The following is a 26170-nucleotide window of genomic DNA, read 5'->3' as shown; positions in this document are numbered from 1 at the left end:
TCTCCCTGTCCGGCGCAATATAGCATCATGAAAGGAACGCTGTTCCGTTTTATTTACTAAACCTGACTATCGTTTACCCGGGCGTTCGCACTATGCGTTGCCAGCCGCAATCACCCGTCACAATATTTTCGGACCGGTGTTCCGAAATCAAGATTCTGCGTTACAGTCTCGGGCACGAGGAAGGCGGCGCCGCGCCCCGTATACCGACAGGAGAACGATCAATGGACGTGAGACAGGCCATCAACAGCGAATACGCGAAGACGCTCGACACCACCGGGCTGCGTCGCGAGTTTCTGGTGGAGCAGATCTTCGAGCGCGATGCGTTGAAGCTCACGTACAGCCATATCGACCGGATCATCGTCGGTGGCGTGTGGCCGGTCGAGCGCGCGGTCGAAGTGCCGGGCTCGCTCGGCAAGGCGATCGGCGTCGACTATCTGCTCGAGCGGCGTGAACTCGGCGCGATCAACATCGGCGGCGACGGCTGGGTCGACGTCGACGGCACGCGCTACACGGTGCGCCGCGAAGAGGCGATCTATATCGGCAAGGGCGCGCAAGCGGTCGGGTTCGGCAGCGCCGACGCCACCCGGCCGGCGAAGTTCTATCTGAACTGCGCGCCCGCGCACACCAGCTATCCGACCCGCACGATCTCGCTCGACCAGGCCTCGCCCGAAACCCTCGGCAATCCGGCCACGAGCAACCGCCGCACCATCTACAAGTTCATCGCGCCCGACGTGCTGCGGACCTGCCAGCTGTCGATGGGCATGACGAAGCTCGAACCGGGCAGCCTGTGGAACACGATGCCCTGCCACACACACGAGCGCCGCATGGAAGTGTATTTCTACTTCAACGTCGCCGACGACGCCGCCGTTTTCCACATGATGGGTGAGCCGCACGAAACCCGGCACATCGTCGTGCGCAACGAGCAGGCGGTGATCTCGCCGAGCTGGTCGATCCATTCGGGCGTCGGCACGCGCGCGTACACATTCATCTGGGGCATGGTCGGCGAGAACCAGGTGTTCGGCGACATGGACCATCTCGCGGTCCGCGAGCTGCGCTGAGCGAACATGAGTCCGAACACAGTGAACACTTTCGATCTGACCGGCAAGGTCGCCATCGTGACCGGCAGCAACACCGGCCTCGGCGCCGGCATGGCCGTCGCGCTCGCCGCGGCCGGCTGCGACATCGTCGGTGTCAGTCGCGCGGACGCGGGCGCGACCGCCGCGCGCGTCGAGACGCTCGGGCGCCGCTTCGCCGACGTGCGCGCCGATCTCGCGTCGAGCGTTTCGGTCGACGACATCGTGCGCGCCGCGGTCGAAGCGTTCGGCCGCATCGACGTGCTCGTCAATAACGCAGGCATCATCCGTCGCGAAGACGCGCTCGAGTTTGGCGAAGACGACTGGGACGCGGTCATGGACGTGAATCTCAAGAGCCTGTTCTTCCTGTCGCAGGCCGCGGCGCGTCAGTTCGTGCGCCAGCAAAGCGGCGGCAAGATCATCAACGTCGCGTCGATGCTGTCGTTCCAGGGCGGCATCCGCGTCGCGTCGTACACCGCGTCGAAAAGCGGCGTGCTCGGTCTGACGCGACTGCTCGCGAACGAATGGGCCGCGCGACGCATCAACGTGAACGCGATCGCGCCCGGCTATATGGCGACCGCGAACACCGCGGCGTTGCGCGACGACGCGCAGCGCAACGAGGAGATACTCGGCCGCATTCCGGCCGGCCGCTGGGGCGTGCCCGACGATCTCGCGGGGCCGGTGGTTTTTCTCGCCTCGTCGGCGTCGGACTACGTGCATGGGCATACACTGGCGGTGGATGGCGGCTGGCTCGCGCGCTAGGGACGGCACAAGCTCGCCACGAGTGCGCGCGACGCGCTATGCTCTCGCGCCGGTGAGCATCGGCTCGATGCGGCAGCGGCGAGTTGGCACAGACAGGGAATGACGGACATGGCGGCAACGGGAACACACAGGAATACTGCGAGGAACACTGCGAGCGACAAGACGCTCGACAAGGCGCTCGATAAGACCCGCGGCAAAGCCCGCAAGGAACCCGCCGGCGCAGCGTCGCTCGATGCGCACAGCGGTGAGCGCGGCGAATCGGCGTCGTCGATCGGGCGCGTGTTCGCGATTCTCGGCGCGATCGGCGACACCGGACAGATCGGCATCAGCGAGCTGTCGCAACGGCTCGGCATGTCGAAGACGACCGTGCATCGTGTGATTCAAACACTGAAGGCGCTCGGCTATGTGACCCAGGAAGTCGAAACCGAACGCTATCGGCTGACGATCCGTCTGTTCGAGCTCGGCGCGAAAGCGCTCGAAAGCGTCGATCTGGTGCGCGAGGCCGACATCGAGATGCGCCGCATCGGCCAGATGACGCGCGAAGCGGTACACCTGGGCGCGTTCGACGACGACGCGATCATCTACATCCACAAGATCGACGCCGACTACGGGCTGCGCATGCAGTCCCGGATCGGCCGGCGCAATCCGCTGCATAGCACGGCGATCGGCAAGGTGCTGCTCGCATGGATGGTCCCGGCCGACGCGCGTGACGTGCTCTCGCACATCGAATTTCGCAAGTCGACGCAAAAAACCCTGACCTGCGCCGAAGCGGTGTTGAGCATCCTGCCGCGCGTACGCGAGCAGGGCTACGGCGAGGACAACGAGGAGCAGGAAGAAGGCCTGCAATGCATCGCGGTGCCCGTGTTCGACCGCTTCGGCCGTGTGATCGCCGGTCTGTCGATTTCGTTTCCGACGATGCGCTGCGGTGCCGACACGAAGCAGCATTACGTCGCGTTGCTCAAAGAGGCCGGTCTCGCGATTTCGACGCGGCTCGGCTATCGCGAAGCGACCGCCCCGGAGCCCGCGGCCGCGCAGTAGGTTACGCGCGCGATGCGTTTTTACCTATCCCACCGAAGCTTAAGACAAGCTGATGACGCTACAGGTGTAGCGTCTTTCCATCACGCTCGCCCGAGCGCACTACCGAACTTCTTACCCAGTCTGCAACCGAATGTATCTGCGCCGCATACATATGCCGAAAATCGATGCGCTTCTTTTTTCAGCAATCGAGGCGCCGAACGTTCGTTTCGAATCCATGCTTCGTCTGCCTTTGAAGGCGTTTTTTTTCATAGACCCTTCAAGGGTTTGCCCGCGCGCTTGACAGTCGCCCGGCATTTCGACCCGTAACCCACGGCGCCTTCCCTCCTCGTTCATCGCACTCGCATCGACGTTTCGGCGCGAGCTCGGATCGACACGTCCTGTTACACACAAACACACCGGTAATCGCGCCGCTCAGTAGAGTTCGGTTCAAACGAAAGCGGATCAGATCAAACGCTTCGCACGACAGGCACTCGCATCACAGATTTCAGGGAGCAACATCATGAAAAAAATCCTCGCATTGGTCATTCTTGCCGCCACGCTCGGTGGCGCGTTGAGCGGCTGCATCGTCGTCCCTGGCGATGATCATCCGCATCATGACCACTACTACGAACGTTATTGATCGGGCCATCACGCGCAGTAGGTGCGCGTCCGGCTCGCCACTTCATCACAGACATCCACACAACAGAGAACAATCATGAGTCTTTCACGCAACCGCTGGGTATCGTTGACCGTCGTCGCGGGTCTCGCGATCGGCGCATCGACGGCCGCTTTCGCGCACGTCGATGTCGGCGTGAATATCGGCGTGCCGGGCATCGCGGTCGTGCCCGCCGTGGTCGAGGCTCCGCCGCCCGTCTATGTGCAGCCCGCGCCCGTCTATGCGCCTGCGCCGCCTCCCGCGGTCATAGTCGCTCCGGGCTGGTACGGCGAACGCTACTACGATGGTCATCGCTATTGGGAGCGTCGCCAGTGGGAGCGGCGCGAGTGGCAACGTCATCACGACGAATGGCGCGATGCACGCGGCCCGCGCGGCGACTGGCACGACAACGGCTCGCACGGTCATGGTCATGACGATCGCGGGCATGACCATTGATAGACGGCAGGTGGCGTCCATCGCGCCACCGTGTCGCGCTTGCATTCGCGCCACCCCTTTGACAGGAGCGACGACGTGCTACGCAAGGATCCGAGACGAGTAACCGCGCAGGTCGACGGCGCGCACATTTGCGCCGAATACAGCGAGCTGACCGGCCAGCTGTGCCTGCGCCAGGACGGCACGCTGGTGCGCGAATGGTTTCCACCGCATTCGTGGATGGCGATCGCGTCGGTGGCCGGCGCGCGCCACTGGGGCACGCGGCCAACCGACGACGAATTGCTCGCGCTGCTGCACAACGAAATGGCGTTGCTGCGCGCGTCCTGAGCGGTCGCGCGTTGTTCGAGCGTAGCGGCACGCCCGACGCCGCGCTCATTCGATCGCTATGGCGCCGACGTTTTCATCGACCGATGCGTGATCGAGCGGCTCGCGCCGCATCATCAATACCACCCCGCCCGCCGCGATCACGGCCGGCACCGCGAGCAGGCTGAACACGGCGCCGAAGTGCCAGCCGAGCCCCATCAACGCCGCGCCGATGAGCGCGCCCGCCACGCCGCCGACGCGGCCGATTCCCAGCATCCACGCTACGCCCGTCGCGCGAGCCCGGGTCGGGTAGAAGCTCGCCGCGAGCGCCGACATCGACGTGACCGCGCTGGTCGCGACCGTGCCGGTCAGGAAGATCAGCGTCCCGAGCCAGACCTGATGGCCGACGCCCCGCCCGACCAGCAACACGAGCGCGCCGACGAGGACATAGGTGAACGCGATCACGCGATGCCCGGCGAAGCGATCCATCACCCAGCCGACGCACAGATTGCCGAGGATGCCCCCGAGCGGAAACAGCGACGTCATCAACGCGGCCTTTTCACCGGAGAAGCCGGTGTCCTTGAACAGCGTCGGCAGCCAGTTGGTCAGCAGATAGTAAATCAGTAGCCCCATGAAATAGGCGAGCCACAGCATCAGCGTGCCGAAGCGGTAGCGCGCCGACAGGATGATCGTGAGCGCCCATTGCGAACGTGCGTCGCCGGTATTGCGGCACACGTCGACCGCGAAAAAACGGCATCCGTCGAAACGGTCGTGGGGCGCGATGCGTTGCAGGATGCGCGCGATCCGTTGATCGGCGCGCTTACGCAGCGCGAGAAATTGCGCCGATTCCGGCAGAAACAGTATCAGCATCACGCTTAGCACGAGCGGACCGGCGCCGCCGGCGACCAGCACGCTCGGCCAGCCTAAATGCGGAATCAGCCATGCGGATGCGAGACCGCCGATCGCGAGACCGCCTGAAAAGCCGCAGAACATCGCATTGACGGCGACCGCGCGAATCCGCGCGGGTGCGTACTCGGCCATCAGCGTGACCGCGTTGGGCATCGCCGCGCCGAGACCGAGGCCGGTGAAAAAGCGCAGCAAGGTCAGCGATTCGATCGAGCTCGCGCGGGCCGCCGCGAGACTCCACAGCCCGAAGAAGAACACCGACAGCACTAGCACCGTCTTGCGTCCGATGCGGTCCGCGCAGGGGCCGGCCGCGAGCGCGCCGATGCCGAGTCCCACCAGCGCCGCGCTCATCACCGGGCCGAGCGCGCTGCGCGCGATGCCCCACTGCTGCACGAGCGACGGCGCGATGAAGCCGACCGCGGCGGTGTCGAAACCGTCGGCGGCGACGACCAGAAAGCACAGCACCAGAATCGTCCATTGAAACGGCGAGAAGCGCTGTTCGTCGATAAAGGCCTGCACGTCTACACTGCGTTCGGAGCGGCTCATGTGCGTGCTCCTTTCAGCTGGTTCATTGCGATGTCTCCTTGAGATGAAGAGGTGTTTTTCTTATTGTTCGAATTGCCGTTCAACACCCGGTCGCCGCGACGGTGGTCGCGACCGTGCTTGCGAGCGTCGCGCAGTCCGTTCGTTCATGCCTGTCTCCTCGAACGAGCGGCTAGCGCAGCATCGTCAGCGTCCTGAAGTCGACTCGCCTGATGATGCGGCTCTCCTGCGCGACGATCAGATGCGCGGACGCCTGCAGATACGCGGGCCACTGCGGATCGGCATCGCGCGCGGTGCGGCGCTGGTCGTAGTCGCCGATGCTCTCGTAGCCCCACAGATGCACGACCTGGTTCAGCACGCCGATATCGCTCATGTAAAAGCCGACTGGCGCGCCCAGATACTTGAGCTGAATCGGCATCGCGAGCCGGTCGAAAACGTCGATGAACTCCGTCATGCCGCGCGGACGGATCGTGTAGATGCGATGATCGACGAAAGGTTTGCCCTGGCTCATGTGCCGGTCCTCAATACGGTTTCGGCTGCGCGGGTGTCCGCGTTGCTTGCGCTCTTCGCGCTGTTTGCGCTTTTCACGCTCACGCCCGCGAGATGACGGCCAGTGATATAGCCGAACGTCATGATCGGCCCGAGCGTGATACCCGCGCCCGGATAGTTGCCGCCCATCACGCTCGCGCGATCGTTGCCGACCGCGTACAGGCCGGCGATCGGTGCGCCTTTCACGTCGAGCACTTCGCCGGTGACGTTCGTCGAGATGCCGTCGAAGGTGCCGAGATCGCCCATCACGACCTTCAGCGCGTAGTACGGACCGTCGCCGATCGGCGCGACGCACGGGTTCGGCTGGTGCTCCGGGTCCCCCAGATAGCGATTGAACGACGTCGTACCGCGGCCGAATTCGCGATCTTCGCCACGCACCGCGTCGGCGTTGTAGCGCTTCACGGTCGCCTCGAGCGCCGTGCCGTCGAGACCCGCGTTGCGCGCGAGTTCCGCGAGCGTGCGGCCCTTGCTCAGATAGCCGTTGCGCAGCAGCGGGCCGAGCGGCACGGGCGCCGGCTTCGCATAACCGAGCCCGTATTTGCGGATCGTCGCGTGATCGCAGATCAGCCACATCGCGGTTTCGCGTTCGTTCGCGCAGGCCTCGATCATCGCGGCACCCACGTCGTGATACGAATTCGCTTCGTTGGTGAAGCGCTTGCCCGCGCGCGTCACGCCGATCACGCCAGGCTTGTAGCGATCCACCAGATGCGGAAACACGCCGACGCTGCCGTCGCTCATCGGCACGCGCGACACCGGCATCCATGCGGCGGGCTGCGGAAAACGGATCGCCACCCGCGCACCGAGACGTTCGGCCATGCCGACGCCGTCGCCCGTATTGCCGCGCGGCACCGGCGACAGGTGTTCGCCGCCGCGCCGCAGATGCGGATACGCGCGGGCGATCCGTGCGACGTCACGCGAGAAGCCGCCGCACGCGAGCACCACGCCGCGTCGCGCGACGATGCGCATCTCGCCTTGCGGTCCGGCGACGAGCGCGCCGGTCACGCTGCCGTTCGCCACGGTCAGCTCGCGAGCGGCCGTGTTCGTATGGATCGGAATGCCGAGATCGAGCGCGGACTTCGCGAGCCGCGCGGCGAGCGCGTTACCGCTCGTGATCTGCACGCCGCGCCGGTACAGCGCAAGATCCTTCAGATGGCTCGCGAGGCGCTTCGCGACGTACAGCGCGGAGGTGAGCGAACGCGTCGCATTGAAGAAGTGCTTCAGGTCCGCGTTCGACGAATTGAACATCATGCCGATGAACGTGATCGTCTTCAGCGGCGGGCGCAATCGCGAGATGTCCTGGCCCAGCGCGCGCGCATCGAACGGCGCGGCGACGACCGAGCGGCCAATGTCGACACCACCGCCCACGTTCGGGTGATAGTCGGGATACAGCGTCGGCACGAATTTGACGGTGGTTTCGCGCTCGAAGAAGTCGAGCATCTCAGGGCCCGTGTCGAGAAACGCGTCGACGGCGGCGGCATCGAAGCACGCGCCGGTTTCGCTTCGCATATAGGTCAGCGCCGCTTCGCGCGTATCGCTGACGCCGTTGCTGCTTGCGTGACGGTTGCCCGGAATCCACAGCACACCGCCTGAAAACGCGGTCGTGCCGCCGAAGAACGGCTCCTTCTCGATCACGACGACATCGAGACCGTGTTTGCGCGCGGTGATCGCGGTCGACAGCCCTCCCGCACCCGAACCGATCACGAGTACGTCGCACGTGAGTGTTGCGCCGCATGTTGCGTTGGTCATGATGGTCTCCTTACGCTCGGACCTGGCGGTCGGCCTGGGTGGCTTGCGCGGCCTGGTTGGCTTCGAAGCCGGGACGCGGCACGAGGTCCATCAGCATGCTTTCGAAGCCGCCATCGACGACGACTTCGGCGCCGTTCACATAGGCCGCGCGTTCGCTCGCGAGAAACGCGACGACATCGGCGATATCGTTCGGCTCGCCGATCCGGCGGCTCGCGGTCATCGCGCTGCGCCGGCGTTCGATATCGCCGTGCTCGTAGAACGCCGCCGACAGCGGCGTGCGGATCATGCCCGGGCACACGGTATTGCTGCGAATGCCGCGTGGTCCCCACTCCGCCGCAATCTGCTTCGACAGCATCGCGACGCCAGCCTTGCCCGCGCTGTAAGCGCCGCTATAGGTCTGCGGATGATGCGCGGCCACCGACGCGACATGCACGATTGCGCCAGCGCCGCGCTTCAGCATGCGTTGACCGAATTGCTGCGAGCACAGCATGTAGCCGGTCAGATTCACGCGCAGCATCGCATTCCATGCATCGAGTCCAATCTCTTCGATGCCCCCCGGCCGCAACAGGCCCGCGTTGTTCACGAGCACATCGGCGACGCCGAGGCGCGCTTCGACCTCCGACACCGCGCCGCGCACGCTATCGATGTCGCCGATATCGCAGGCGAGCGCCAGCGCTTCGACACCGCTCGCGCTCAGCGCTTGCGCGACGTCACGGCACTTCTGCTCATCGCGATCGAGCAGCGCCACGCGTGCGCCAGCGTCGCCCAACACCTGAGCAATCGCGCTGCCGATGCCGCCCGCCGCGCCGCTCACGACGCAGACGCTACCTTCGAGCCCGAGCCAGTGTCGCGCGTTGGCGGGTGTGTCGCGCCGATCTTTCCGTTGATTCATTTGCTTAGTCCTCCCGATCTCCATGTTCACGATCGCGGCGAGCTTAGGTTGGCCGGCTTCACCAAACTGCGTCATTCGACCGCGTCTCCGATGGAAAAAAGTATAGCCACGCGGTTCGGGACGAAATTGGACAAAGGCAGCGCATCGCAGGACAATTCGAACATTGGAGACAAAACCGCATGAGGAATATCCCTAACTACGATCTGTACGGAGAGTCCGCGCGGCCGCCGTGGTACGACGCGTTCAATTTCGAATGGATCGTCGAGCGCAGTCGTCCGAACGACTGGCATATCGCCGCGCACCGGCACGATGCATTGCTGCAGATTCTCTATATCCGCAGCGGTTCGGGCCACGTTCTGATCGAAAGCGAAAAGCTCACGATCGACGCGCCATGCCTGATCCTGATTCCAGCGCAAACGGTGCACGGTTTCGTGTTTTCGCCGGAGATCGACGGGCTCGTGATTACCGCCGCGCAGCGCGCGCTGGAGTCGATTTCGAAAGCGGTGTCGCCGGGCCTCGTGCCGGTGCTGCAACGGCCCGCGCTGATTCCCGTGCGGCCCGCGGTCGGCGAGCGCACGTTGATGCCCTTGTTCGGTTTGCTGGAGCAGGAATTTCGCGGCAGCGCGCGCGGCCATATCGCCGCGGGCATGTCGCTGATGATTGCACTTTTTGTGCAGGTCGCCCGGCTGACCGATGCCGCCTCGAGCGCGGGCGCGACTGTCAATGACCGGCGCGCCGCGCAGATCAAACGGCTACGCGAACTGATCGCCACCCATGTGCGCGAGCATCTGCCAATCGATTTTTATGCGGAAAAATTGGGGGTGACCGCGGCGCAACTGGGGCGCATCTGTCGTGAGGAGCTTGGCCATTCGCCGCTGTCGCTCGTCAACGATCAGTTGATACGCGAGGCGCAGCGCGATCTGGTCTACTCGGGTTCGAGCATCAAACAGATCGCGCATGCGCTCGGTTTCGAAGATGCGGCCTATTTCAGCCGCTATTTCCGCAAGCAGACCGGCGTCACGCCCAAGGAGTTTCAGGCGGCCGCGCATCGGGATCTGTCGATCAATTAGCGATCCCGATGATCGCGCGGTGCTTGCAGTAGCGCTTACAGCTGCGCCTGCATCTGCGCGCCGGCGACGCCGACGTAGTTCTCCGCCAGTACTGTCGCGGCCGTGCGCGACGTCGTCACGTACTCGAGCTCGGCGACCTGCAGTTGCTGCTCGAACGCCGAAGCGCCTTCGATACGATGCAGCATGCTGGTCATCCAGTACGAGAAGTGCTCGGCGCGCCAGATGCGTTTGAGCGCGGTTTCGCTGTAACGGTCGAGCAGATCGACGCGGTTTTCCTTGTAGAACGCGTCGAGCGCCTTGCTGAGCACGTTCACGTCGGCGACCGCGAGGTTCATGCCCTTCGCGCCAGTCGGCGGCACGATATGCGCGGCGTCGCCAGCGAGGAAGAGGCGCCCGTACTGCATCGTCGTCGACACGAAGCTGCGCATGCCGACGATGTTCTTCTGAAAGATCTTGCCGTCGATGATTCTGTGGCCTTCGTCCGAATCAGCGCGCGCATGCAGCTCGGCCCAGATGCGATCGTCGGACCAGTTGTCGACCGAGTCCTTCGGATCGCACTGGAAATACATGCGCTGCACGTTCGGCGAGCGCGTGCTGATCAGCGCGAAGCCGCGCTCGTGGCGCGCGTAGATCAGCTCGTCCGACGACGGCGGGCCTTCGCACAGAATGCCGAACCAGCCAAACGGATAGACGCGCTCGAAATCCTTGCGCAGCGTCTGCGGGATCGCCTGGCGCGACACGCCTTGCGAGCCGTCGCAGCCGATCACGAAGTCGCATTGCAGTTCGTGCTCCGCGCCTTCGTGGCGATAGCGGATCGACGGCTTCTCGGTATCGATGCCGTGCACCGACGTCTCCGATACGCCGAAACGCAGTTCGGCGCCCGCGGCGACGCGCGCCGCGACTAGATCCTTGATCACTTCGTGCTGGGCATAAACCGTGATCGCATGACCGGTGAGGCCGGTCAGATCGATGCGGCGACGCTTGCCTTCGAACGCGAGTTCGAAACCGTGATGCAGCGCGCCTTCGGCTTTCATGCGTTCGCCGAGACCGGTTTGCGTCAGCAGATCCATCGTGCCCTGCTCGAGCACGCCGGCGCGAATCGTCGATTCGATCTGATCGCGCGTGCGCGTTTCGAGCACGACCGAGTCGATACCGCGCAAATGAAGCAGATGGGAAAGAAGCAGGCCAGCGGGCCCTGCACCGATGATGCCGACTTGGGTGCGCATGTAGTCTCCTGAATGCGGTGATGAAATTTGCGCTCAGTGTGACGATCGCGACGCCTATCCCGCAATGCGATATAGCGGATAGGCCGTATCGCGTTGCGCGATAGAAGGTGTAAGGCGGGAGCCGGCGCCGCGCGGCTGTTTCGGCCGCAAACGCAAGACTGGCGGGGTTTTCCGGCGACTTGGACGACCCGCGGCTCGTGCTACGGCATGGCGTGCCCTGAGGTAAACCCCGATCCGCTAAACGAGCTTCAACTCGCCAAGAAATAGTCGGTAGACCGGATTCTTCGTCTCTCCCCAGCACGGATAGCCGAGCGTTTCGATGAAGCGCTCGAACGCCGCGTGGTCGCTCCCGGGCACCTGAATGCCGACCAGAATCGAGCTGTAGTCCGCGCCCTGGTTGCGGTAGTGGAACAGGCTGATGTTCCAGTTCGGCGCCATCGACGACAGGAATTTCATCAGCGCGCCCGGACGTTCCGGAAACTCGAAGCGAAACAGTCGTTCGTCGCGCGCGAGCGGCGAGCGGCCGCCGACCATGTAGCGGATGTGCTGCTTCGACAGTTCGTCGAAGGTCAGGTCGACGGTGGCGAAGCCGTGCGCTTCGAAGGCGCCGGCGATCTGCGCCGATTCGCTGCGATTGCGGATCTGCACGCCGACGAAAATATGCGCCGAGTTCGCGTCGGCGATCCGGTAGTTGAACTCGGTGACGCTGCGCGTGCCGAGCAGCTCGCAGAAGCGCCTGAAGCTGCCGCGCTCTTCGGGGATCGTCACCGCGAAGACCGCTTCGCGCGCTTCGCCCACTTCCGCGCGTTCGGCGACGAAGCGCATGCGGTCGAAGTTCATGTTCGCGCCCGACGTGATCGCGATCAGCGTCTGGTTCTCGATGCCTTCCCGTTCGGCATACTGCTTGACGCCGGCCACCGCGAGCGAGCCCGCCGGTTCGAGCACGCTGCGCGTGTCCTGGAACACGTCCTTGATCGCGGCGCACAGCGCATCGGTGTTCACGAGCAGCACTTCGTCGAGATATTCGCGGCACAGACGGAAGGTCTCTTCGCCGACGAGCTTCACCGCGGTGCCGTCGGAGAACAGGCCCACTTCGTTCAGCGTCACACGCTCGCCCGCCTGCAACGACGCGGCCATCGCGCACGAATCGTCGGTCTGCACGCCGATCACCTTGATCTCGGGGCGCACCGATTTCACGTAGGCGGCGACACCGGCCGCGAGACCGCCGCCGCCGATCGGCACGAAGATCGCGTGAATCGGCCCCTGGTGCTGGCTGAGGATTTCCATCGCGACGGTGCCCTGGCCGGCGATCACGTACGGATCGTCGAACGGATGCACGAAAGTCAGGCCGCGCTCTTCCTGCAGCTTGACCGCGTAACCATAGGCGTCGCTATACGACTCACCGAACTGCACGATCTCGACGGTCGGCCCGCCATGCGTGCGGATCGCGTCGACCTTGAGCTGCGGCGTCGTCACCGGCACGACGATGATCGCCTTCACGCCCATGCGTGCCGCCGATAACGCCACGCCCTGCGCATGATTGCCCGCCGACGCGGTGATCACGCCGCGACTGAGCGCCTCGGCCGGAATATGCGCCATCTTGTTGTATGCGCCGCGCAGCTTGAACGAGAACACCGGCTGGTTGTCCTCGCGCTTCAGATAGACCGGGTTGCACAGCCGCGCCGACAGGTTCGGCGCGCGTTCGAGTTCGGTCTCGCGCGCCACGTCGTAGACGCGCGCGGTCAGGGTCTTTTTCAGGTAGTCGTGGGACGGCGCGACGCGCCCGGCCGCTGCGGCGGCCTGTTCGAGTTCGTTTAACAGCACGGCAAGCTCCTGGGTGGCAACATTCGATGCAACAACGCATCAACGGCGATCGACATCGAACGATAGCAATCGCGGCATGTTCGCCAGGAGGCAGGCAGAGAATGAACCTGAAAGCGCACATAAAAAAACCCGCCTCGTTTGGCGGGTTATGTGTGACTGCAAGTCGACGCGCGCTAACCCACCATTCGATGAATGATGCTAATAATCAGCGCAATACGGATGTCGAGGCAGTTCATGTCGGCGATCTTCGTCGACTCGGCAAGCTTTGTCAATCTCCGCGCATCTCCGCGCAGTGCGCCAGTGCCACACAAGAAAAACGGGGCGCACCGGCAAGCGCGCCCCGCTGAGACGGCCAACACCGACATCAATCGCGCACGCCGCTCTGCTTTTTGAATGCCGCGAGAATGCGTTGCTCGAGCGCGTTGTAATCGCGGCCAAAGTGATGATCGCCGGTCGTGCGGATGACGTCGACGCCGGTCTTGTCGAGCGCCGGACACAGCGTGTCGGTCTCGCTCTCGCCATAGAAGCATTGAACGATCGACGGCGGCACATGCGCCAACTCGGGGCGCACATTCAGCGCCTTGTCGCTTGCGGGCATGCCGAGCCAGCCGCCGACGCGGATCTGGAAATCGGCGTCGGGCGCGAAGCCGAGCAGCGAAATCAGCGACACCTTATCGCGCTGCGCCTGCGGCAGGCGGTTATACGCGAACGGCAGCACGTCGGCGCCGAACGAATAGCCGATCAGCGCGATATGCTGCGCGTGCCAGCGCTCGCCATAGGTTTGCATCACCCGCGCGAGATCGCGGCTCGTTTGCGCGGGCGGCTTCTCGCTCCAGAAATAACGCAGGCTGTCCCAGCCGACCACCGACACGCCATCTTTCTGCAGTGCCTGCGCGATCGTCTTGTCGAGATCGCGCCAGCCGCCATCGCCGGAAATCACGATCGCCATCAAGCCGTTCGGATGCGCGGCCGGCAATTCGATCAGCGGCAGGTCGGACACGTCGTCGGCGCTGATCGAGACCGGCTGCAGATGCGGCGTCAGCAATGCAACGAGACGCGCGCGATCGGCATTGCCCGTGCTCGCCTTTTCGACGAAGCCCGGCACCTTGTCGCGAATCACGGTCGGGTCGGGCGGACACGGTTCGAAGCGCGCGTCGAGCGTGTGATCGGCGTCGACCGACACCGCGCCCGCGATCGTATTGGACGGCGCCTGCTCGAGCACGTGCATCGCGAGCGTCGCGCCCTGCCCCGTACCCGCGACGATCGGCGCGAAGTAGCGGCTCGACTGCGACTGCCGTTCGAGCTGATGGCTGAGCGCCTCGGCATCGCCCACCAGCTGATGACAGGTTTCCTTTTTCGCGGCAAGGTTGGCCGCGTAGTGCGCGGTATCGACGCCGACCGTCATCGCGCCCGCTTTCGCGAGCGCATCGGCGCTCTGCTGATCGGCTGCGCTCCAGCCGCTTGCCTGCGAATACAGCACGACGAAGCCGCGCAGCGGCCCCTCGGGCTGCGTCACGCGCACGTCGCCATAGCGGCCGCCTGGCACGGTGGTGGTGGCCGCGTGCGCGAGCGCGCCGCAACTCAGAACGCTCGCCGCGACGGCGAGCCGGAACAACGGATGCAATGTCATGAACGCCGGCCTCCTGCCAGCAGCGACAGGTCCGCGAGCGTGAAGAACACGCCCGAACCGGATGCCGCGAGATAACGCGGCTCCCAGCGCGGCTGGAACTTGCTCTTGAAAGCACGCAGTCCGCGGAAGTTGTAGAAGCGGCCGCCGAAGCGCCACACGATGCCGGCCAGCCGATGCCAGCGCGACGCGAGCGGCGTCGGCTGCACGCCGGAGAGCGGCGCAATGCCGAGACTGAGCGAGCGGAAGCCCGCCTGTTTCAGATGCAGCGCGAGCTGCGTGAACAGATATTCCATCGCATACGGCGACGCGCTTTCGACGTGACGCATCACGCCGACGGTCGCCTCGGTATTCATATCGGTCGTCATGAAGGTCACGAATGCGACCGGCTCGCCGTTCTGGCGCACCAGCATCACCGACTGCGCGGCCAGGTATTCGTCATGGAAAGCCGCGACCGAGAAGCTCTTCTCGCGCGCGTCGCGGCTGTCGAGCCAACCGTCGGAAATGCCGCGCAGCGTTTCGAGCGAGGCCGGCACATGGGCCTGATCGATCACTTCGACGCTAAAGCCGTCGCGCTCGCCGCGCTTGAGCGCATAGCGCAGATGCGCGCGATGCGAGCCCTTCAGATCGAAGTCGTCGAGCACGACGTGCGCTTCCTCGCCGAGCTTCATCAGCGTGAGGCCAGCGTCGAGATACAGCGGCAGCGCATTCGCGCGCACCTGGTAGAACGCGGCGCGACCGCCATGTGCATGCGCGAGCGCGACGAACTTGCTGATGAGACCCGCCCACTCTTCGCGCGGCCCCACCGGATCGTGCAACGCGGCCCACGTGCGGCCGTATTTCGCGTACATCAGGAACGCTTCGCGCGACTCCGAAAACAGGAAGCTCTTGTCGCCCATCAACGCGAGACCGGCATCGCTGCGTTCCTGCGCGCGCACGATGCGCGCGGCGTCGTGCAGATCTTCGGGCGCCGGCTTCACGAAGCGGCCCGGCGCCGGACGCAGCAATTGCCAGAACGAGAAGGTCGCGGCGAACACGCTCGCGGCGAGCGTCGCGCGCAGCGCGCGCGGCGCGCGCTCGTCGAACGCGAATTGCCACCACAGATCGCCCGTGTACGGCACGTCACGGAAAGCGAACAGCATGATCCACGTCGCGAACATCAGCACCATCGCGACCGACACGAGCCAGCCGGCCGTGAAACGCTCCGCGAACAGCGACGAATGACGGTTGAAGCGCTTGCGCGTCGCGAGCAGCAGCACGATCAGCATGCCGAGCACACCGGCTTCGACGAACGCGAGACCCTTGGTCAGCGACAGCGCGAGGCTCAGCAACGCGAGCGCGAGCGTCATCCACCATGCCGCATCGAGCCGCCGCAGCAGGCCGCGCGCGACGAACAGCAGCAGCACGCCGAGCACGCTGCCTAGCATCTGCGAGCTTTCGAGCACCCACAGCGGCACCAGGTCGCGCAGCATATGAATGCGCTGCCAGAACGCCGGCGTCGCGCTCGAAATGACCAGCATGCCGCCGACCACGAACGTGACGAGGCTCAGAAACAGCGGCGCGAGTTCCGACACGCGCTGCGCCTGCAACATCGACAGACGATTCTTCAGCGCGCGCCCCTCGAAACCCGCGAGCAGCGCCGCGGAGACGATCAGCGGCACGCCGAAATAGATCGCGCGATACGCGAGCAGCGCGGCGACCATCTGATGCATCGGCACGCTGCCGCTCAGCGTGAACACCATCGCCGCTTCGAACACGCCGACGCCGCCAGGCGTATGGCCAATCAGGCCGAGCAGCATCGCGGCCGCGTAGACGGTGATGAAGCCGACGAAGCTCACGTTCGCATGCGGCAGCAATGCCCACAACGCGAGGCCCGCGGCGACCACGTCGAGCACCGCCAGCGCAACCTGCGCGAGCAGATCGCGGCGCGCGGGAATATCGAACGAGAGCCACTGCCAGCGCGTGCGGATCGGCCGGGTTTGCCGACGGCACGCGGCCGCGGCGAGCGCCAGCCCGAGCAGCAGCGCAGCGCCGCTCCAGCGCAGCGCGACTGGCGGCAGATGCAGCATCGGCGAGAGCTGGCCCGCCATGCAGACCATGCCCAGCGCGGTCATCAAGACGAGGGCGAGCGCGAGCGACACGCTCGTAAACACCGTCATGCGGCCGATCTGCGCGGGCGTGATGTTCGCGACGCCGTACACGCGCGCGCGCACCGCTCCGCCCGTCAGCGCGCCGAAACCGGTCGCATTGCCGAGCGCCGAACCGGCCGTCGCGCCGACCCACAGCGCCGCGCGCGGCACGCTCACGCCGAGATAGCGCAGGCCGACCGCGTCGCGCCCGACCAACGCGACGTAGCTGAGCGCGGTCGCGCCGAGCGCACCGATCCACTCGCGCGCCGACAGCTGGCGCAGTTCGCGGATCACCGAACGGTAATTCACTGCCTCGGACAGATGCTGCAGCACGACCAGCAGCAACCCGCAAATGACGAGCGCGAGCACGGGCGACAGAAGGCCCCGGCTGCCAAGCGCTTTCGATGCACGGCCGAGCAACGCCGGGAGGCGCTCGAAGCTGTGTTGAAGTCGGTGGAACATGGTCAATGCGGGCCTTGCGAGGAGCGGTCGCGGCGACGGGTCGTCACGCGCGGTATCGCCTGTGGCGGCGATTACAAAGTGATAACGGCAAAACGTGCAAAAGGTTGACAGCATTAGCAATTTTGCCGTCGGTTCACTTGCGCGTCGCGTGTCAAAAGCGCGCGATTGTAATGCTTCCTCGCGTGATGCGAGGCATCGGGCCGGCGCAACCGCGGCATCAGGATCACGGCTGGGCGTGCCGTAATCAGGAGCGGAAGCACGATATCAGGAAGGGAAACGGCGATGGCAGCCCGGAATTGGCTGACGGCGGGCGTCTATCTGGTGGGACTGGGGAGCCGACTCGCTGAACGTGCTCCGCTTGGCGGGGCCAGAAAGCACAATGCCCGCTACTCGAGCGGGCATTGACACGACAGCTGGGGCTTGCGGGGCCCGCGCGGGAAACTCGCGCTTAGTTCGGGCGACGGTACGCTTCGGCGATCACTGCGCAGTTCTGCAGATGCAGGTTCAGCGCATGCAGCGCCAGCGCGCGCAGCTTGCCGAAGAACGTGTTGGCAGCGGGGGTGGAACGGACGGCATTCGATGCGGTGTTCATGGCGACTCCTTATCAGGGTTTATACCTACGGAATAACCCGATTATAGCGATCTCGTGCCGCAGCGCAACAAAACAATATTTTTTGGCGACGTCGCGATGCCAACGTCGCATACCGGATACGGAAAATACGTAAAGGGGCCGCATCGGTCGTGCAGGTATTAACAATCCGCACCGTACAGGTGCATAATGCCCCCTTTGCCTGCGACGCTTCGCCGCAGGCTCGCCGATATGACTGTCGCCCAGACCCAAAAAGCTCTGATTGCGCCTCTTATCGTCGCGTGCGCCATGTTCATGGAAAGCGTCGACGCCAACGTGATCGTCACCGCGCTGCCGGCCATGGCACGCGATTTCGGGCGCGATCCGGTCACGCTGAAGATCGCGGTGACAAGCTACGTGCTCGGGCTCGGCGTGTTCATCCCGGTATGCGGCTGGCTCGCCGACAAGTTCGGCGCGCGCACGGTATTCCGCAGCGCGATCGGCGTCTTCGTGACGGGCTCGCTGTTGTGCGCCGCGTCGAACTCGCTTGCCACTTTCACGGTTGCGCGTTTCATCCAGGGCGTCGGCGGCGCGATGATGGTGCCCGTCGGGCGCATCATCATCTTTCGCGTGGTGGAGAAAGCCGACTTCATCCGCGCGATGAATTACCTGAGCGTGCCCGCAATGCTCGGCCCCGCCGCCGGTCCGCTGCTCGGCGGCTTCATCACCACGTATCTGCACTGGCGGCTGATCTTCTTCATCAACGTGCCGATCGGCATTCTCGGCATCTATCTCACCAATCGCTATATCGCCAATACGCGCGAGCCCGACCCCGGCCCGCTCGACTGGATCGGCTTCCTGCTGTCGGCGGCGGGCGCGGTGCTGCTGTTGCTCGGCTTGTCGCTGGTCGGCGGCGAACTGATTTCGAATACGGACGCGTTCGGCATGTGCGCGCTCGGCGCGGCGCTGCTCGCGATCTACGTTGCGTATGCGCAGCGGGTCGCACTGCCGCTTCTGGATTTGCGTTTTTTCAAGGTGCCGACTTTCCAGGCGAGCGTGCTCGGCGGCTCGCTATTTCGCATCGGTCTCGGCGCGTTGCCATTCCTGCTGCCGCTGCTACTGCAGGAAGGCCACGGCATGAGCGCGTTCCAATCGGGGCTGATCACCTGCGCGTCCGCGTTCGGCGGCATGTTCATGCGCACGATCGCCTCCACGGTGCTGCGCCGCTTCGGCTTTCGCCAGGTGCTCGTGTTCAACGCCGCGCTATCGGGCATTTCGATCGCCGCGTGCGGGCTGTTTTTCCCGCACACGCCGACGTGGATCATCTGGGTCGTCGTGTTGCTCGGCGGCTTCTTCCCCGCGTTGCAGTTCACGAGCCTCAATTCGCTGACCTACGCGGAGATCGCGAGCCGCGACGTCGGCCGCGCGACGAGCCTCGGCAGCGTCGTGCAGCAGATGTCGCTCGGCCTCGGCGTGACGGTCGGCGGCATCGTGCTGCAGATTTCGCGCGCGCTGCATGGGCATCCGAGCATCACCTGGTCGGATTTCTGGCCCGCGTTTCTCGTGGTCGGGCTATGCTCGTTCGCGTCGATTCCGGTCACGCTGCGCCTGCCGCGCGGCGCGGGCGCGGAGATTTCGCGAGGCGGGCGCGGCTGAGCCGGCTACCGTGTCCCCGCGCGAGCGCCCCGCTCTTCACGGGTTCGGGCGCTCACGCGCGCTTGCGAATCACGCTCACTTCGCCATTGCGTTCGAGAATCGCGGCGGCCACGTCGTCCATCGAGCGCGAGCCGGTTTTCTGCCGCACGCTTTCCTCGATGTCGGTGCGCGTGACGAGCGCCGCGTGCATTTCGTTCGCGTGGAACTTGCCGTCGCTGAACACCTCGCGCTCGGCGCCGCCCACCAGCAGCTCGAAGCGGCGCGAGCGTATGAACGACCACGCGAGCACCCGGTGACACACGACGATCGCGAACGACGCGACGACGGTCGCGATAAACGGCGACGCACCGACGATCGCGCGGCTCAGCGTCGCGCCGAGCAGAATCACGACGACCGAATCGAACGGCGAGCGCTGCCCGAATGAACGGCGCCCCGATACACGGATCAGCGCGAGCGCGATCACGAACACGGCGATCGAGCGCATACCCATCTGCAACGGATCGAGCTCCCTGCCTTGGCCGAATAGAACGAAAAACGCGTCCATCATGTTCGTCCTCCCCGCGGCGGATTGCCGTGCGAATGTTCTGGTGTCCGGATAGTTGCGAGCGAGACGAGCCCGCGACGCGTCGCCGTCGCTCAGGCCAGCGCGCCGTCCGTCGCCCACGAAATGAGCGTATCGCCGAAACCGCCGCTCACGCGGGCCACGGTGCGCGCGCTCGTGGTCACGCGCGGCGCGGCGCTCCACGCGATGCGCGCGCCGGTCGCGATCAGGCGATCGACGAGCGCGGCATCCTCGCTGCACTTGAGCGGCGGAAAGCCGCCCGCGCGCCGATAGGCGTCGGCGGAAACGCCGAGATTCGCGCCGTGCACATGCCGATGTCCGTCGGCGTCGACATACGTCTTGCGAAAATATTCGCGCACGCTGTGCGGATGCGCGCTCCAGTCGTCGACGGCGATCGAGCCGCACACCGCATCGGCGCCGAGCGCCAGTTGCGCGGCCAGCCAACCGGGCGACACGCGGCTGTCGGCATCGGTAAACGCCAGCCAGCGCGCGCCGTGCGCGAGCAGAAGCGACGCGCCGAGCGCTCGCGCGATCCCGACGTTGCGCGCCTTCAGCGTCAGCGTCTGCACGCCGTAAGCGCGCGCGATCGCCCCGCTGAAATCGCTGCACGCGTCGAGCGCAACGACGATCCGCACCTCCTCGCCGGCGAGCGCTTCGTGTCGCGACGCTTCGAGCAAGGCCGCGAGGCAGCGTGCGAGCAACGTCTCTTCGTTATGCGCCGGAACGATCACGCCGATCATAGAAGCCCCTCGCGCTGGGCGACCGAACGTGCGTCGCGCGACCACACGTCGATCAGCAAGTCGGCTTCGTCGTGATGCGCGAGACGCGCGAGACCGCAGCGTGCATCGAATAGCGCGTGCGCATGGTCGGCGGATTCGCGCGCTTCGGCGAACGGCCAGCGCCAATGACAGGCGAGCAGCGTGCCGTCCGGCGTCAGCGACCCGGCGATGCGCGCGGCCAGCGTTTCGAGCTCGGCCGCGTCGAGGTAGTACGCGAACTCGCTGATCACGATCAGATCGAACGGCCCGTGCTCCGTCGGCCAGTCGCGCGGCACCCTGCGCTGCTCGATCCGCACGTTCGATGCGCCCGCCACGCGTTCACACGCAAGCTCGACGGCGCGCGCGTGCAGATCGGCGGCGAGCAGCGCGTCGCAGCGCGTCGCGAGCCCGGCCGTCAACTCGCCGTTCGCGCAGCCCGGTTCGAACGCGTTGCGATAGCGCGCCCGCGGCAGCAACGCGAGCGTCAGCGAACGCTTGCGGCGTTCGTACCAGCCTTCGCGCAAACGCCACGGATCGTCGCTGCGTCGGTAGAGTCCATCGAAGTACGGCGCCGTCGAGTTCATCTCAGCGATCCTCCCAAGGCAGGGGGAAAAAAGTCATGGCGTCCACGGCGCGAGCGTTTGCGAAGACGCCTGATGCGATGCCGGCGCGGCAGTCGTGTCAGCGGCCTCGACGAGCCGTTCGCCGAGCGCTGCGAGGTCGCGTTCCGCGTGGCTCTGCCGCAGAAACACCGGCAGGTCGGCGAGCGCCCGCGCGAAGCGCGCGTCGCGGCACAACGGGCCCGCGCCGAGCGCGCGTGTCGCGTGCTCGATCACGGCGCTCGCGGCCTGCTCGACGGCCAGACGCGCGCGCAACACGCGCGTCGCTGCATCGGCCGACGGCTGCGCGTCGATCCACGCCGCGGTTTCGCGCAGCAGCGCGGCGGCCGACTGCAAGGCGACATCGGTCGCACCGAGATGAGCGAGCCGATGCGCGTCCGCGTGCCGGGCGCACGCGTCGCGCAGCGTGCGCGCGATTTGCGCGGCCGCGCCGTACCAGCACGCGGCGATACCGGCGCCGCCATGCCAGAAGCCCGCGCGGCGCAGATACGCATGCGGCGCGCCGACGAGCGTCGCCACGGTGTCTTTGAACGTGACATCCGCGCTCGCGGTCGCCTGCATGCCGACGGCCTGCCACTTCGATGTATCGATCGAGATCGAGCTCTGGTCCAGCGCGAGCGCCGCCAGCACGGGCTCGTCGTCGCGCCATGCGCTCACGAGCGCATGGGTGAGCGCCTGCGCGCCGGAGCACCAGGCTTTGGTGCCGGACAGGCGCACCTGCGCGCCCTCGCCGGCAACGGTCTGGATTCCTTCGTCGATGGCGCGCACCCGCGCGTGCGGCGCCTCGGCGGCCCACACGCCCCAGCGGCTTGCCGCGGGCGGCAGCGGACCATTGAGCTCGGCGAGAATCGCGAGTGCATCGGTATGGCCTTCGAACAGTTTGACGAGGCCGAGGTCGCATGCGGCGACGGCGGCCAGCGCGCGCCAGCGCACCAGCGTCTCCCCATGCCCCGGCCATGGCAAGGTCGGCGCGCGATCGTAGCCGCGCTCGATCAGATCAGCGAGCAGTGCTCCGAGGGCAGCGGGATCGTTCGCATCGAAACGCGCGTCGCGCAGAAAATCGTCGAGCGAGATAGCAGGCTTGCCGGGCTGCGGCGCGCGGGCGCTCGCGCGTAGTGCGCGGCCACCGTGTTGATTTGAGACCTGCCGTGACTGGGCCTTGAAGCTGGCCGCGTGGTCGCGCGTGTCGAGCATCGTGCCTCCCTGCACCGGTTAGATCCACGGCCCGCCAGGCGGCGGCGGACTGGAACGTATGCAGAGTCGCAGCAAACACCGTGCCCCGGCTGGCGAGGCAGCCGCGCAGCGAAACAGCGGCTACGTCCCGCCGCTTCCGCTCAGACGTCCATCCGCCTTCACGAGCAACGCGTCGAGGACCGCCATCTCGACCGGCTTCACGAGGTGCGCATGGAAACCCGCGTGGCGAGTTCGATCGAGATCGCTCGCATGGCCGAAACCCGTCATCGCCGCGTACATCGTGCGCGACATCTCGGGCCGCGCGCGCATCGCCGCGAGCGTCGCATAGCCATCCATCTTCGGCATCGCGAGGTCGATCAGCGCGAGATGCGGCGAGAAGCGCGGAGCGATATGCAGGGCCTGCTCGCCCTCGTAGGCGATACGCACCTCGTGGCCCTTCAGTTCGAGCAGCATCGCGAGGCTGTCGGCCGAATCGCGATTGTCGTCGACGAGGAGAATGCGCAGCGGCTGCACGTGGGGCGCGGCATCGATCGTGCCGCTCTCCGCGGTGTCGGACTGCGCGGAAGCGAGCGGCAGACTCAGCGTGAACGTGCTGCCGAGTCCCAGTCCTTCGCTGCTCGCGACGATGCTGCCACCATGCATTTCGACGAGCGACTTGCACAGCGTCAGGCCGATCCCAAGGCCGCCCTCGCCGAAATTTTGCCCTTCCTTCTCCTGCGCGAACAGTTCGAAGATCTTGTCGAGCGAGCGCACCGGAATGCCGCAGCCGGGGTCGCGCACTTCGAGCACCGCCATACGAAAGTCGACACGTCCCTGCATCTCGATCGCGCTGCCGTTCGGCGAAAACTTCGACGCGTTGTGCAGCAGGTTTTGCAGGACCTGCACGAGCCTCGTCATGTCGCCGCGAATCATCACGGGAGCGTCGGGTACATGCGCGACCACGCGCTGCTCGCGCGAGTCGGTGAACGGCCGCGCCGCTTCGATCGCGCGCGCGACGAGCTCGGCGAGATCGACGCGCGCAATACGCAGTTCGACCTTGTCGGACATGATGCGGCCGATATCGAGCAGATCGTCGACGAGTCGCGTCAGGTGGGTGACCTGGCGATCGATCAGATCGCGCGCCCGCGCGACCACCGGGCTCAGATCGGTTTCCATCTGCATCGTGCCGACCGCGTTGCGCACCGGCGCGAGCGGATTGCGCAGTTCGTGCGCGAGCGTCGCGAGAAATTCGCGCATGCGCTCCCCGGAGCGCTCCAGTTCCTCGCGCCGGCGCCGCTCGGTCAAATCGCGCGTGACCTTGGCGAAGCCGCGCAAGCGTCGCGATTCGTCATAGACGGCCGTGATGATCACGTTGGCCCAGAACGTCGAACCGTCCTTACGCATGCGCCAGCCTTCGTCTTCGACGGCGCCGATCTGGCGCGCGATCGCCAGCTCGCGCGCGGGCTTGCCGGCCGCGGCCTCCTCGGGCACATAGAACTGCGAGAAGTGCCGGCCGACGATTTCGTCGTGCGTATAGCCCTTGATGCGCGCGGCGCCCGAATTCCAACTGACGACGAAGCCTTGCGGATCGAGCATGAAGATCGCGTAGTCCTTCACGCTATCGACGAGCAGACGGAAGCGCTCCTCGCTCTGGCGCAGCGCTTCGAGGTATTCGCGCTGCGCGGTCAGGTCGCGCGTGATCTTCGCGAAGCCCGTGACCGCGCCCTTCTCGTTGCGGATCGCGGTGATCACGACGTTCGCCCAGAACGTCGTGCCGTCCTTGCGCACGCGCCAGCCTTCGTCTTCGAAACGGCCGGTCAGCGCAGCCTGTTCCAGCTCGTAGGTCGGCCAGCCGCGCGCGACGGCTTCCTCGGTATAGAAGCGCGAGAAATGCTGGCCGACGATCTCGCTTTCCGTGTAGCCCTTCAGCTTCTGCGCGCCGGCATTCCAGCTGACGATGTTGCCCTTCGCATCGAGCAGAAAGATCGCGTAGTCCGAAATCGCCTGCACGAGCGACAAATAATCGACGCCGACGGGCGCCGACGGCGCGGCCTCGGCCTGCACTCGAACGCGCTCGGCGCGGTCGTGGGAAGAAGAAGCTTCGAGCTGGGTCATGGCGGACACGTCATTGGAACTTTCGTTTTAAGCAAACCTCGCGCCTGGCCGGCGGCGAAGCCGTCGCGCAAGCGCTTGCGCGGTCCACGGAGGGGCCGGGATGCGTCGCCAAGGGCGCGCGCGCGCCGGCTGACAAGGCGCCAAGCTTATAACGGCGAGCCTCGCGATAGCTAGCGGGTCATGACGGAAAACGTCGCCGCGCTGCGGTTTCGGCTTTCCGTTTTGCCCTTCGTTGGCAAAAACAGGCGTGTCGATTGAAAAAGGTATTCACGACGCGGCGGGCTGCGCGATCGGCCGCTGAGAATCGGCACACGTCGCCAATCGAAACTGCTGCTGCGCTGGCGCGCCCGTCAAGCCGCCGCGCCGATCTTTTCCGCGAGCTTCGCGTCGTAGCTCGAATGGACATGCACGCGTTTCCTGTCGGGATACGCGTACGCGTACGCCTTGCGCAGCGCGAGCGACGCCTCGTGAAAGCCCGACAGGATCAGCTTCTGCTTGTTCGGATAGTTCGCGATGTCGCCGGCGGCGAAGATGCCCGGCCGCGAGCTTTCGTAGTTCGAAGTATCAACGTCGACGCGCCCGCCATGAAGCGTCAGTCCCCACTGCGCGATCGGTCCGAGATCGGCGACGAGTCCATACAGCGCGATCAGATGTTCGGCTTCGAGCTGTGTCTCGCCGTTGACCTGCCGCAGCGTCAGCGAACGCAGCGTGCCGTCTTCCACATCGAGCGCCGCGATCCCGCCGACGACGAAGTCCATCTCGCCAGCGTCGACCGCGCGCCGCATCAGCTCGACGCTCGAATCGGCCGCGCTGAAGCCGGCGCGCCGATGCACGAGGGTCACGCGCCGCGCGACCTTGCGTAGTGCCAGCGCCCAGTCGAGCGCCGAATCGCCGCCGCCCGCGACGACCACGTTTTTGTCGGCGAAATCGGCGAGGCGCGGCACGCTGTAGTGCACGTAGCGCTTTTCCAGCGGCACGGCCTCGGGGAGCGGGAGCTTTTGCGGGACGAACGCGCCGTTACCGGCGGCGAGCAGGATCGCCGCGACGTCGAACACGAGGCCGCGCTGCGTGCGCACGGTCCAGCGTCCGTCGTCGCGCTGCTCGACCGTGTCGACGCGCTGTTCCAGATGAATCGGCACATCGAACGGCTTGCACTGCGCGACCAGTCGCTCGACCAGTTCGCGCGCGGTGCACGACGCAATCGCGGGGATATCGTAGATCGGCTTGTCGGGATACAGCTCGATGCATTGGCCGCCGACCCGTCCGAGTATGTCGACGATCTGACAGGTGAGGCCGATCACGCCGGCCTCGAATGCCGCGAACAGAGCCACGGGACCGGCGCCGACGATCAGGACATCGGTGCGGATCGGCGAGGTGGGCACAGCGGACGGGTCGGCGGCAACGGTCATGGGGCAGGTCTCCGGATCACGGTGAAAGGCGTAATGGAAGCGTCGATGACCCACCATACCGAATCGGCCCGC

Annotated in this window: 23 protein-coding genes; 8 read left to right on the top strand and 15 right to left on the bottom strand. The window is 65.6% G+C overall.

What is annotated here, in order from left to right; translation table 11 throughout:
- Positions 1 to 221: 221 nt before the first annotated feature.
- The 5 genes from kduI to OKW39_RS00880 all read left to right on the top strand — a co-directional run bounded on the left by kduI (position 222) and on the right by OKW39_RS00880 (position 4287).
- Positions 222 to 1058 carry a 5-dehydro-4-deoxy-D-glucuronate isomerase gene (kduI, locus tag OKW39_RS00900; protein ID WP_429561830.1) on the top strand — a complete coding sequence of 279 codons (837 nt, stop codon included), beginning with the start codon at positions 222 to 224 and terminating at the stop codon, positions 1056 to 1058.
- A gap of 6 nt (positions 1059 to 1064) precedes the next feature.
- A complete protein-coding gene (gene kduD / locus OKW39_RS00895) occupies positions 1065 to 1835 on the top strand; it encodes a 2-dehydro-3-deoxy-D-gluconate 5-dehydrogenase KduD (protein WP_429334696.1) in 771 nt (256 codons plus the stop codon).
- Between the two features lie 99 nt (positions 1836 to 1934).
- Positions 1935 to 2873, top strand: coding sequence for a DNA-binding transcriptional regulator KdgR (gene kdgR, locus OKW39_RS00890; protein WP_429561829.1), 939 nt, complete (start codon positions 1935 to 1937; stop codon positions 2871 to 2873).
- Between the two features lie 694 nt (positions 2874 to 3567).
- Positions 3568 to 3963 carry a hypothetical protein gene (locus OKW39_RS00885; RefSeq protein WP_429561828.1) on the top strand — a complete coding sequence of 132 codons (396 nt, stop codon included), beginning with the start codon at positions 3568 to 3570 and terminating at the stop codon, positions 3961 to 3963.
- 75 nt (positions 3964 to 4038) lie between these two features.
- The gene (locus OKW39_RS00880; RefSeq protein ID WP_090805246.1) at positions 4039 to 4287 is read left to right on the top strand and encodes a hypothetical protein; all 249 of its coding nucleotides are present in this window, start codon (positions 4039 to 4041) and stop codon (positions 4285 to 4287) included.
- A 45-nt stretch (positions 4288 to 4332) separates the two neighbouring features.
- Here the strand turns inward: OKW39_RS00880 and OKW39_RS00875 are convergent, their stop codons facing one another.
- From OKW39_RS00875 to OKW39_RS00860, 4 genes are all read right to left on the bottom strand, one after another.
- Positions 4333 to 5715 (bottom strand): MFS transporter, encoded by a 1383-nt coding sequence (locus OKW39_RS00875; RefSeq protein ID WP_429561827.1) that lies wholly within the window; start codon positions 5713 to 5715, stop codon positions 4333 to 4335.
- Positions 5716 to 5884: 169 nt separating this feature from the next.
- Positions 5885 to 6223, bottom strand: coding sequence for an NIPSNAP family protein (locus OKW39_RS00870; RefSeq protein ID WP_429561826.1), 339 nt, complete (start codon positions 6221 to 6223; stop codon positions 5885 to 5887).
- A complete protein-coding gene (locus tag OKW39_RS00865; RefSeq protein ID WP_429561825.1) occupies positions 6220 to 8007 on the bottom strand; it encodes an FAD-dependent oxidoreductase in 1788 nt (595 codons plus the stop codon). Before OKW39_RS00865 ends, OKW39_RS00870 begins: the two co-directional genes overlap by 4 nt.
- Before the next feature lie 10 nt (positions 8008 to 8017).
- Positions 8018 to 8899, bottom strand: a complete 882-nt coding sequence (locus OKW39_RS00860) for an SDR family NAD(P)-dependent oxidoreductase (RefSeq protein ID WP_429561824.1) — start codon at positions 8897 to 8899, stop codon at positions 8018 to 8020.
- A gap of 179 nt (positions 8900 to 9078) precedes the next feature.
- On the opposite strand from OKW39_RS00860, the gene OKW39_RS00855 reads away from it, so the two are divergent.
- Entirely contained in the window at positions 9079 to 9969 is an 891-nt protein-coding gene (locus tag OKW39_RS00855; RefSeq protein WP_429334703.1) for a helix-turn-helix domain-containing protein, read from the top strand.
- 35 nt (positions 9970 to 10004) lie between these two features.
- On the opposite strand, the gene OKW39_RS00850 is transcribed toward OKW39_RS00855, so the two are convergent.
- Positions 10005 to 11195 (bottom strand): 4-hydroxybenzoate 3-monooxygenase, encoded by a 1191-nt coding sequence (locus OKW39_RS00850; protein WP_429334704.1) that lies wholly within the window; start codon positions 11193 to 11195, stop codon positions 10005 to 10007.
- A 237-nt stretch (positions 11196 to 11432) separates the two neighbouring features.
- Positions 11433 to 13019 carry a threonine ammonia-lyase, biosynthetic gene (ilvA, locus tag OKW39_RS00845; protein ID WP_429561823.1) on the bottom strand — a complete coding sequence of 529 codons (1587 nt, stop codon included), beginning with the start codon at positions 13017 to 13019 and terminating at the stop codon, positions 11433 to 11435.
- A gap of 101 nt (positions 13020 to 13120) precedes the next feature.
- On the opposite strand from ilvA, the gene OKW39_RS00840 reads away from it, so the two are divergent.
- Positions 13121 to 13366, top strand: a complete 246-nt coding sequence (locus OKW39_RS00840) for a hypothetical protein (protein ID WP_429561822.1) — start codon at positions 13121 to 13123, stop codon at positions 13364 to 13366.
- Positions 13367 to 13383: 17 nt separating this feature from the next.
- Here the strand turns inward: OKW39_RS00840 and OKW39_RS00835 are convergent, their stop codons facing one another.
- The 3 genes from OKW39_RS00835 to OKW39_RS00825 form a co-directional block, all read right to left on the bottom strand.
- Positions 13384 to 14649, bottom strand: coding sequence for a virulence factor family protein (locus OKW39_RS00835; RefSeq protein WP_429561821.1), 1266 nt, complete (start codon positions 14647 to 14649; stop codon positions 13384 to 13386).
- Complete coding sequence (gene mprF / locus OKW39_RS00830; RefSeq protein WP_429561820.1) at positions 14646 to 17237, bottom strand: bifunctional lysylphosphatidylglycerol flippase/synthetase MprF; 2592 nt, start codon at positions 17235 to 17237, stop codon at positions 14646 to 14648. Before mprF ends, OKW39_RS00835 begins: the two co-directional genes overlap by 4 nt.
- 448 nt (positions 17238 to 17685) lie before the next feature.
- Positions 17686 to 17829: a hypothetical protein gene (locus OKW39_RS00825; RefSeq protein WP_184056639.1), complete on the bottom strand. Its 144-nt coding sequence runs from the start codon at positions 17827 to 17829 to the stop codon at positions 17686 to 17688.
- 228 nt (positions 17830 to 18057) lie between these two features.
- On the opposite strand from OKW39_RS00825, the gene OKW39_RS00820 reads away from it, so the two are divergent.
- A complete protein-coding gene (locus OKW39_RS00820; protein WP_429561819.1) occupies positions 18058 to 19461 on the top strand; it encodes an MFS transporter in 1404 nt (467 codons plus the stop codon).
- Between the two features lie 52 nt (positions 19462 to 19513).
- On the opposite strand, the gene OKW39_RS00815 is transcribed toward OKW39_RS00820, so the two are convergent.
- The 6 genes from OKW39_RS00815 to OKW39_RS00790 all read right to left on the bottom strand — a co-directional run bounded on the left by OKW39_RS00815 (position 19514) and on the right by OKW39_RS00790 (position 26098).
- Positions 19514 to 20008, bottom strand: coding sequence for a DUF421 domain-containing protein (locus OKW39_RS00815; protein ID WP_090805813.1), 495 nt, complete (start codon positions 20006 to 20008; stop codon positions 19514 to 19516).
- An 89-nt stretch (positions 20009 to 20097) separates the two neighbouring features.
- Positions 20098 to 20763: a glycosyltransferase gene (locus tag OKW39_RS00810; RefSeq protein WP_090805262.1), complete on the bottom strand. Its 666-nt coding sequence runs from the start codon at positions 20761 to 20763 to the stop codon at positions 20098 to 20100.
- Positions 20760 to 21365, bottom strand: a complete 606-nt coding sequence (locus tag OKW39_RS00805; protein ID WP_429561818.1) for an SAM-dependent methyltransferase — start codon at positions 21363 to 21365, stop codon at positions 20760 to 20762. Before OKW39_RS00805 ends, OKW39_RS00810 begins: the two co-directional genes overlap by 4 nt.
- Before the next feature lie 33 nt (positions 21366 to 21398).
- The gene (locus OKW39_RS00800; RefSeq protein ID WP_429488989.1) at positions 21399 to 22595 is read right to left on the bottom strand and encodes an acyl-CoA dehydrogenase; all 1197 of its coding nucleotides are present in this window, start codon (positions 22593 to 22595) and stop codon (positions 21399 to 21401) included.
- Positions 22596 to 22715: 120 nt separating this feature from the next.
- Positions 22716 to 24689 (bottom strand): hybrid sensor histidine kinase/response regulator, encoded by a 1974-nt coding sequence (locus tag OKW39_RS00795; protein ID WP_429561817.1) that lies wholly within the window; start codon positions 24687 to 24689, stop codon positions 22716 to 22718.
- Between the two features lie 350 nt (positions 24690 to 25039).
- Complete coding sequence (locus tag OKW39_RS00790; protein ID WP_429334709.1) at positions 25040 to 26098, bottom strand: NAD(P)/FAD-dependent oxidoreductase; 1059 nt, start codon at positions 26096 to 26098, stop codon at positions 25040 to 25042.
- Positions 26099 to 26170: the final 72 nt, after the last annotated feature.

The organism is Paraburkholderia sp. MM6662-R1, from assembly GCF_050436245.1.
Classification (GTDB): Bacteria; Pseudomonadota; Gammaproteobacteria; order Burkholderiales; family Burkholderiaceae; genus Paraburkholderia; species Paraburkholderia tuberum.
The sequence above is the reverse complement of the archived record's forward strand: the minus strand, read 5'-3'. Positions and strand labels throughout refer to the sequence as shown.

Excerpts from the sequence above, each read along its gene's own strand:
- kduI (WP_429561830.1), top strand. The coding sequence starts at position 222 with ATGGACGTGAGACAGGCCATCAACAGCGAATACGCGAAGACGCTCGAC.
- kduD (WP_429334696.1), top strand. The coding sequence starts at position 1,065 with ATGAGTCCGAACACAGTGAACACTTTCGATCTGACCGGCAAGGTCGCC.
- kdgR (WP_429561829.1), top strand. The coding sequence starts at position 1,935 with ATGACGGACATGGCGGCAACGGGAACACACAGGAATACTGCGAGGAAC.
- OKW39_RS00885 (WP_429561828.1), top strand. The coding sequence starts at position 3,568 with ATGAGTCTTTCACGCAACCGCTGGGTATCGTTGACCGTCGTCGCGGGT.
- OKW39_RS00875 (WP_429561827.1), bottom strand. The coding sequence starts at position 5,715 with ATGAGCCGCTCCGAACGCAGTGTAGACGTGCAGGCCTTTATCGACGAA.
- OKW39_RS00870 (WP_429561826.1), bottom strand. The coding sequence starts at position 6,223 with ATGAGCCAGGGCAAACCTTTCGTCGATCATCGCATCTACACGATCCGT.
- OKW39_RS00865 (WP_429561825.1), bottom strand. The coding sequence starts at position 8,007 with ATGACCAACGCAACATGCGGCGCAACACTCACGTGCGACGTACTCGTG.
- OKW39_RS00860 (WP_429561824.1), bottom strand. The coding sequence starts at position 8,899 with ATGAATCAACGGAAAGATCGGCGCGACACACCCGCCAACGCGCGACAC.
- OKW39_RS00855 (WP_429334703.1), top strand. The coding sequence starts at position 9,079 with ATGAGGAATATCCCTAACTACGATCTGTACGGAGAGTCCGCGCGGCCG.
- OKW39_RS00850 (WP_429334704.1), bottom strand. The coding sequence starts at position 11,195 with ATGCGCACCCAAGTCGGCATCATCGGTGCAGGGCCCGCTGGCCTGCTT.
- OKW39_RS00840 (WP_429561822.1), top strand. The coding sequence starts at position 13,121 with ATGAACCTGAAAGCGCACATAAAAAAACCCGCCTCGTTTGGCGGGTTA.
- OKW39_RS00835 (WP_429561821.1), bottom strand. The coding sequence starts at position 14,649 with ATGACATTGCATCCGTTGTTCCGGCTCGCCGTCGCGGCGAGCGTTCTG.
- mprF (WP_429561820.1), bottom strand. The coding sequence starts at position 17,237 with ATGTTCCACCGACTTCAACACAGCTTCGAGCGCCTCCCGGCGTTGCTC.
- OKW39_RS00825 (WP_184056639.1), bottom strand. The coding sequence starts at position 17,829 with ATGAACACCGCATCGAATGCCGTCCGTTCCACCCCCGCTGCCAACACG.
- OKW39_RS00820 (WP_429561819.1), top strand. The coding sequence starts at position 18,058 with ATGACTGTCGCCCAGACCCAAAAAGCTCTGATTGCGCCTCTTATCGTC.
- OKW39_RS00815 (WP_090805813.1), bottom strand. The coding sequence starts at position 20,008 with ATGATGGACGCGTTTTTCGTTCTATTCGGCCAAGGCAGGGAGCTCGAT.
- OKW39_RS00810 (WP_090805262.1), bottom strand. The coding sequence starts at position 20,763 with ATGATCGGCGTGATCGTTCCGGCGCATAACGAAGAGACGTTGCTCGCA.
- OKW39_RS00805 (WP_429561818.1), bottom strand. The coding sequence starts at position 21,365 with ATGAACTCGACGGCGCCGTACTTCGATGGACTCTACCGACGCAGCGAC.
- OKW39_RS00800 (WP_429488989.1), bottom strand. The coding sequence starts at position 22,595 with ATGCTCGACACGCGCGACCACGCGGCCAGCTTCAAGGCCCAGTCACGG.
- OKW39_RS00795 (WP_429561817.1), bottom strand. The coding sequence starts at position 24,689 with ATGACCCAGCTCGAAGCTTCTTCTTCCCACGACCGCGCCGAGCGCGTT.
- OKW39_RS00790 (WP_429334709.1), bottom strand. The coding sequence starts at position 26,098 with ATGACCGTTGCCGCCGACCCGTCCGCTGTGCCCACCTCGCCGATCCGC.